The 6,887-nt window shown below is 37.9% G+C and carries 5 protein-coding genes, 3 pseudogenes and 1 other annotated feature; of the genes and pseudogenes, 2 read left to right on the top strand and 6 right to left on the bottom strand.

Annotated elements, in window-relative coordinates:
* Positions 1 to 123: 123 nt before the first annotated feature.
* The 6 genes and pseudogenes from FTV41_RS13315 to FTV41_RS13290 form a co-directional block, all read right to left on the bottom strand.
* Positions 124 to 336 (bottom strand): annotated as a pseudogene (locus FTV41_RS13315) (helix-turn-helix domain-containing protein); the annotation flags it as partial.
* Positions 337 to 419: 83 nt separating this feature from the next.
* Positions 420 to 1,400 (bottom strand): annotated as a pseudogene (locus tag FTV41_RS13310) (IS66 family transposase); the annotation flags it as partial.
* 74 nt (positions 1,401 to 1,474) lie between these two features.
* Positions 1,475 to 1,810: an IS66 family insertion sequence element accessory protein TnpB gene (gene tnpB, locus FTV41_RS13305; RefSeq protein ID WP_004730490.1), complete on the bottom strand. Its 336-nt coding sequence runs from the start codon at positions 1,808 to 1,810 to the stop codon at positions 1,475 to 1,477.
* A complete protein-coding gene (locus FTV41_RS13300; RefSeq protein WP_151208067.1) occupies positions 1,807 to 2,190 on the bottom strand; it encodes a transposase in 384 nt (127 codons plus the stop codon). The genes tnpB and FTV41_RS13300 overlap by 4 nt, the downstream gene beginning before the upstream one ends.
* A gap of 429 nt (positions 2,191 to 2,619) precedes the next feature.
* Positions 2,620 to 3,531, bottom strand: a complete 912-nt coding sequence (locus FTV41_RS13295; RefSeq protein WP_150378262.1) for a ParB/RepB/Spo0J family partition protein — start codon at positions 3,529 to 3,531, stop codon at positions 2,620 to 2,622.
* Between the two features lie 7 nt (positions 3,532 to 3,538).
* On the bottom strand, positions 3,539 to 4,318 hold the full coding sequence (locus FTV41_RS13290) for a ParA family protein (RefSeq protein WP_150378261.1): 780 nt from the start codon (positions 4,316 to 4,318) through the stop codon (positions 3,539 to 3,541).
* Positions 4,319 to 5,174: 856 nt separating this feature from the next.
* Between FTV41_RS13290 and FTV41_RS13285 the strand changes: the two genes are divergently transcribed.
* Both FTV41_RS13285 and FTV41_RS13280 read left to right on the top strand, forming a co-directional pair.
* Entirely contained in the window at positions 5,175 to 6,347 is a 1,173-nt protein-coding gene (locus tag FTV41_RS13285) for a replication initiation protein (protein WP_150378260.1), read from the top strand.
* Between the two features lie 155 nt (positions 6,348 to 6,502).
* A pseudogene (locus FTV41_RS13280) lies at positions 6,503 to 6,887 on the top strand (transposase); the annotation flags it as partial.
* Positions 6,778 to 6,887, top strand: a sequence feature (AL1L pseudoknot). This feature is flagged as partial in the annotation. (Overlaps the previous pseudogene by 110 nt.)

Here is a 6,887-nt window from a genome sequence, read left to right as displayed (position 1 = left end):
TACCTTAGCCTTAAAGTCGTTTGAATGATTTCTTCTTGGTCTACGTGCCATAAAATACTCCATATATTGATGTTTATAACATCATTTGAGGAGCAGAGTATCACTTATAGGAGTTGTTCAAATTTCCGGAGCCATCTCTCGTTTGATTAAATACGGTTTATAAGGCTCAAGAATACTCACTTTAGATTGTGTTCGTTGATATTTAGGTGTTACTTGAGATCGTAAATATTTACACACAGTATTTCTAGAAATACCGAGTTCGCGGCTAATTGCCTTAATAGATTGACCTTGTTGATGAAGTATTTGGATTGTCACTGCTTGCTCCAAAGTTAACATGTTGAGCAGTCCAAAAAGACCACTATATTAACCAAGGGGGTCAATTTTCAAATGCTGTTGGGGGGTCATTTTTACATTGCCGCTAACAACTCTTCAGCATGCTGGCCTGAACGACTATCCTGAAAGTCATAGATCACCGCCTGAACTGGATTGTACTGTGTGGTGGCATAGGCCCAGACATAACCTTTCTTCGGTTTTTTATTATTCTCACCCATCCGCATGATGGTGACCGGTGTTTCATCTGCATGCAGCACCTGCTGTTGTAGTACCACCTCTTTTAAGGCATTGGCCAGAGGTTCCAGTTCTACACCGCAGCGACCTATCCAGTCAGATAAAGTTGATCTAGAAAGTTCGATTCCCGCCCGCTGATAGATCAGACGTTGACGGTACAGCGGTAAATGATCGGCATATTTCGATACCAGCACATGGCTGAGCAGTTCAGGTGAAGCAATGCCTTTATCAATCACATAGGCGGGCATCGCTTGCTGAGTCAGGGTGTCACACTGATCACAGACCCATTTGCCACGCAAATGCTGTTCCTTATAGAACTGTGCCGGTCTGAAATGCAGTTTTTCACTGACATCTTCGCCGATACGACGGAGTCGGCAGCCACAAGCACATTGGGTTGATGCAGGTTCATGCTCAATACGGATGGTGTGTAGATGATCTGGCAGTGGTCGACGTTTAGGTTTGTTGACTGTGGCTTTCTGTGTCGCTGCATGGGTTTTATCTGCATTTAATCGTTCTAATTCCAGATCAACGGCTGCGATATCTTCTTCAACCGCTTCATCCCACAGATGGATTTGTTTTGCAGTGAGATGTTCGTTTTTACTGCCGAATTTGTGCTGTTTAAATAGTGCGAGTTCATGCTCGTATTTTTGATTGAGAATAGAAAGATGTTGAACTTTAGAATCTAATTGCTGATTGGTGACTTCAAGATGTTGAACTCTGGCATCTAATTGCTGGTTTGATTGTGCTAGAGACTGATGCTGCATCGCCAACTGTCTGGTGAATTCCAGCAGTTGTTCATGGGTCAGTTGGCTTAAGTCAGGCAGCGTATTCATGACCGCAGTATGCCTGAGGTCATGAAGAGAATGAAATAGAACGTTTGGAGGATGGCAGAATGGTCGAGCTTGGTTTAGAGCATATTCACCACTTGCTGCAATCCAATTCTCTGCCAGGGCAAACCTTGGATTAATGCCTGTAACTGTTCCGGGCTGAGGGCCACGGTTTCACCTTGGTGAACTTGAGCCCAGTGAAATTTACCCTGTTCCAAACGCCGGGCACACAGCCAGATGCCCAGTCCATCATGTACCAACACTTTCATACGATGACCACGTTTATTACAGAACAGGTAGGCGCAATGCGGTTTGATGTAGCCAAAGGCTCTCACCACCTGAGCCATGACAGTATCCATACCTGCACGCATGTCCATGGGCTGGGTAGAGAGCCAAATTTCATCAATGCGGATCATGTTGCCAGTGCCTTGAGTAATTCTGCCAAGGCAGGTATTTCTGATGTCTGCCATTTTAGCTGAATATCATTATTCGTATGAGGCACGGTGATACACAACGTGATCCTCTCATCAATAGGTTGGCTGATTGCAGCAGTGTAAGGCAAAGCAATAAATGCTGGATTCACATGAGTAGGATCCTGCACGGCACCCTCATGATGGCTGAAGATCCTGATCCAACGACTGACAAGGTTGGCATTAATACTATGTTGCAGTGCGACCGAAGCGATCGAGGTATTAGGATTTTTGCAGGCATTGACAATACTGAGTTTGAATTCTTTGCTGTATGATCTGCGTTTTTTAGCAACAGGAGGTGTTGCTGAATATATATCCATGTTCATGGATTAAGTCCCCACTTGTTTTTAGGTGGGGACTAAATTAAGGCTTATAGGATCGCTTGGTAAGGCTGTGTTAGCCGGATGCTTACTTTCTTTTACCTTAATAACGGATTTGTTTAACGGCAGCATACTTTTTGAAACACCACCAAACTATTTATATTCCACCAGCATATAAATTTCCCTATCGGAAAATCTGATAGGAATTGATTATTTTGATACAAAACGTGAAAACTGGGAGTGATTATATGGACATATATAATATTTCCGGATAAATATAAACCACTCCACAAGAAGAAAGGCAGAATTTAATCTCAGTCTGAAGTAATAGTACTATCAAAGACCAAATGTTAAGACGCATACTTAAGAAAGCAAATTTCAATAATGCATGAGGATGTAATTAGTTTGACGGGACTAAAAAAGTGTAGCAACTTGCTACACTTTTTCGCTTTTTTGAATCAGCTGTTTTAAGAAATCTTCTAATTGTAAAAGACTGGCTTCGTCAATTTTCGAGATATTCAGAGAAACTTTAAGCTGTTTTTGATTCAGTTTGATATTCCCCGCAATCTTACCAGCATATTCAATTTTTCTGACCACGGATGTTGTGGTCAGTTTTTCTGGATTCTGACTCAATAGTTTTTCAGCATAAGTAGTAACTTTGCTTTGCTCGAGTTTTTTGTCTTTTAATTTTTCCCAAGCTCCGAGTAAGGCCATTTCGGCTTCAGAGAGTTGTTCAAGATGATCCGATAGAAATTTTTTGAATGCAGTTGCAGCAGTACGGCCTAGCAAGCCCGGTTCCACATCAAGGTCATTTAAAATTGCTTGCGGCAGTTTTTCGTATGCTAAATACTTGTACATATCTTCGCGATTTAAACCCAGTGAATTGGCTAAACGTTGCTTGTTTTTCTTTAATTTCTCATCAAGTGAGTTCAAGCCAATAAAAATCTCATAATCTGTCAGATCCTGACGCTTTAAATTCTCTGCCAGGGTTAACAAAGATGCTTCTACATTATTTGCATCAATTATAATGGCTTCAATCACAGACTTTCCGAGTAATTGATGTGCCCGTAAGCGTCGCTCGCCTGCAATCAGTTCATATTTCAGATTATCCAGTTTACGTACTGTAATGGGCTGCAAAAGGCCGATTTCATTAATAGAATCCGCCAGTTCTTTTAACTGTGACTCTTCAAATATTTTACGCGGCTGGTTTGGACTTCGGCTGATATCCTCAATAGGGACATTACGTCTAAACTCTTTCGGCTCTTTAATATTGTCTTTCTGTGCTTGCTGATGTTTTTCTGTATTCTGTTTCAGTTTCTGAGCTAAAAGCTCTTTGGTGCTTGCCATAATGCTCTCAGGTTTTAATTTTCACTACAATTTCATTGGCAAGGCTTTCAAAAGCCTTACGTACTTTTGAATTTTTTTCTACTTTCAAAAGTGGTTGTTGCAGAATCGCTGCTTGATTGACTTTAGTACTTTGAGGAATTGTGGTTTCTAAAATTTTACCTACCTGTTTCAAGGCTTCATCCCGAATCAGCTTACAGACATTCTGACGTTCATCATGCTTAATTAGTAAAGCGCCTAAAAGCTCTAAATCTGGATTAATACGTTTGATTTTTTCAAGATGATTTAAAAGATCTGTTACCCCATACAATCCATATTGTGATCCTGATTCGATAGGGATAACGACATGTGTTGAAGATGCCAAGGCATTGCTGGTTAATAATTTAAGGCTAGGTGGACAGTCGATCAATATAAAATCATAAAGATCTTTTAATAGTTTTAACTTGATATTTAACTCTTCAGAAGGACGGGGAGCTTCTTCTTTTAGTTGATCTTCAGTTTTTCCTAAATTTAAGGAACCATAAATTAATGATACTTTTTCAAAGTTCGTTTCTTCTTGTAATGCATCTGCCAACAACGAAATATCGCCCACTAGTAATTCTGCTGTAGTGACAGCAATTTCGCTTGGATGTTGGATCCCAATGTGTAAACTTGCGTTTGCTTGAGGATCTAAATCAATGACTAAAACTTTGTAGCCCAGATTGGCAAGTTCTGAGGCTAGGTGTACAACAGTCGTTGTTTTGCCACATCCGCCTTTATGGTTAGCAACAGTAATAATTTTTGCAGACATGCGTGTCAGATGCTTCCTTATTTCAATGTTTAGTAATATAAATAACTTTCATTCATCTTACTATAGTTTTTAAATTTATAAATCCTATTTATTCAGCTGTAAAACAACTTAAAAAATAAATTTTTAACTAAGCTAGCTTAATTAAAAATTAGAATAATTAGTTATTTAGCTAATTAATAATTAGGATCATATTTTTATTATATAAAACAAATGCTTGTAACTTTAAAAGTGGAAGGTTTGTCACTATAAAGTGGAAGGTTTGTCACTATAAAGTGGAAGGTCTGTCACCGTAAAGTGGAAGGTCTGTCACTATAAAGTGGAAGGTTTGTCACTATAAAGTGGAAGGTCTGTCACTAGGGTGGAAGGTTTGTCACTACTATTTTTAGAACTGCTATTTTTATTTAAAAATAATATGAAAAACAAATATTTAAGCTGTTAATAAAGTCTCATAACTAAGCTTTAAAGGTGGAAAGATTGTCACTGTATCTTCTTAACCTGTGGATAATCTGTTTTTATTGGATATTTCCTGATGATTATATGTGCAGTTATACCTTTTAAATCTAACAAAAAGGTGGAAGCCTTGTCACATCAGGGTTTTTATCTGACTTAACCTAACTAGACCTGAATGAAAAAAGTAAAAATAGACCTTCTGAACTGTAATTTCGAGACTAAAGGTGGAAGGTCTGTCATCATGAGGTGGAAAGATTATAATTAATTCCACTTTAAGTGCAGGAAATCGGCTAAAATGCTTCTTTTTGATGACAAACTTTCCACTTTTAGAATATTGTGGTGAAAGTCTTGAAAGTTTTTCCACTTTTGTATATAAAAACTAAGTTAAATTATAAATATCACGGTTATGACAGAATCTGAACCATTGCAAGAAGAATCGAATTATATTCCTTACTGTATAGGCAACATTCGCCATAATGGCGTTGTCAGTACCAGTAACCGTTTAATTCGCCCAATCGAATTATCAGCCAATGAATATAAGGCACTTTTATATGCAATGGCGGTTGCGAATTATAGTGAGAAAAATAGGGTAGATGGTGAAATTACCGAACAAACTTATATTTATTTGTATAAGGATGATTTGGCAGATTTACTAGGATTAAATAAACGTAATTCAATTAATGTTGCAATAGATCGGATTTATAAAGAGCTTTCATCCCGGGTAGCTCATTTTATTATTGAGGAGCCAGCTGATAATGGTAAGAGAAAGACTAAAAAAGTACATTCTGTCGTTCCCATTATCCGTGAGTTAAGATGGGAAGATGATTCTAAAAATGCGATTCAGATTCGTTTTACCAGTGAGGTGTTGCCGTATTTCACTCAACTGGCTGGGGGTAATTTTACTACCTATCAGCTAAAACATCTTTTTGCCCTAGATTCTGTTGCCAGTATGAGTCTTTATACTTATTTCATTAAAAACGAATTTAAGTACGTCAATCAAAAGAGTTATGAAGTGCCATTACTTTTAGAAAACTTGAAAGCACTGATTGATATTAATGAAACCAAATATGATCGCTGGGTAGATTTTAGACGCTATGTATTAGACAAAATAGTGGCAGAAATTAACGAAAATACAGATCTACAGTTAGAGTATGAAACCGTTAAGAAAGGCCGTCCAATTGTAGGTGTGAATTTTAAACTGCATCATCGGATTGCTGATAAGGCACTGGATGAATTTGCAGTGATTGAAAAAATCTATCTTGATGTTCCATTTGAAGACAATGCATCCGTAAAAGAATTAGGGGCTAAATTCGATATGAATGTACGTTCTTGGTATATTTTTAATAATGATGAAAATTATCAGCAGTTCAAGAAGTGGTTTAAAAAAGTAGGATGCCTCACTGACTCTCAAGCAAATATTGTCATTAATGACACTTTATTCCAAATGGATTTTGCTGAAATTGGTATGGGGTTGAATGACTTTAAACGAAATATGAAGCATAAACTTAAAAGTAATCCGGAATTCGTCCATAGTATTCGTGAAAGACTGAATGATATTTTTGGTAAAGAGTTGATCTAGCGAAAAGTGTAGCAACTTGCTACACTTTTTAGATATATGTTCGTAAAGAATACAAGTGGTAAGGACCTTAGGATAAAAACGACTCTGTTGCATAAAGTGTGAAAATGAACCGTACCGGGTTTGTCGGAGAGTCAATATTCTGAGAGACTACCCCGATGACCAAATTAAAATATACCCCTGAAATCAGAGAAAAAGCGGTTCAATTACTAATTGAATCTGAAAAAGATTATCCTTCTACTTGGGCTGCAATCACAGCAATTGCGCCTAAGATTGGTTATACTCCTGAAACACTTCGTGCCTGGCATCAAAAGCATTTAGATCAGCAAAATCCTATTAAAGTACAACAGATATCTGATCAAGAAAAAATGAAGCAAATGGAACGTGAAATTAAAGAATTAAAGCGTGCCAATGAAATTCTACGTAAAGCAGCCGCTTTTTTCGCCCAGGCGGAGCTCGACCGCCCACACAAATAATGGTGGATTTCATCCATAACAATAAAGATCGATATGGTGTTGATGCGATTTGTAGGATTTTACCGAT

Source organism: Acinetobacter sp. YH16051 (assembly GCF_013417135.1).
In the GTDB taxonomy this organism is placed as follows: domain Bacteria; phylum Pseudomonadota; class Gammaproteobacteria; order Pseudomonadales; family Moraxellaceae; genus Acinetobacter; species Acinetobacter towneri.
This window is presented reverse-complemented; position numbering and strand designations above follow the sequence as displayed.

Bases quoted from the DNA above. Each gene is read 5' to 3' on its own strand.
- FTV41_RS13300 (WP_151208067.1), bottom strand. From the start codon at position 2,190: ATGAACATGGATATATATTCAGCAACACCTCCTGTTGCTAAAAAACGC.
- FTV41_RS13290 (WP_150378261.1), bottom strand. From the start codon at position 4,318: ATGTCTGCAAAAATTATTACTGTTGCTAACCATAAAGGCGGATGTGGC.
- FTV41_RS13285 (WP_150378260.1), top strand. From the start codon at position 5,175: ATGACAGAATCTGAACCATTGCAAGAAGAATCGAATTATATTCCTTAC.
- tnpB (WP_004730490.1), bottom strand. From the start codon at position 1,810: ATGATCCGCATTGATGAAATTTGGCTCTCTACCCAGCCCATGGACATG.
- FTV41_RS13295 (WP_150378262.1), bottom strand. From the start codon at position 3,531: ATGGCAAGCACCAAAGAGCTTTTAGCTCAGAAACTGAAACAGAATACA.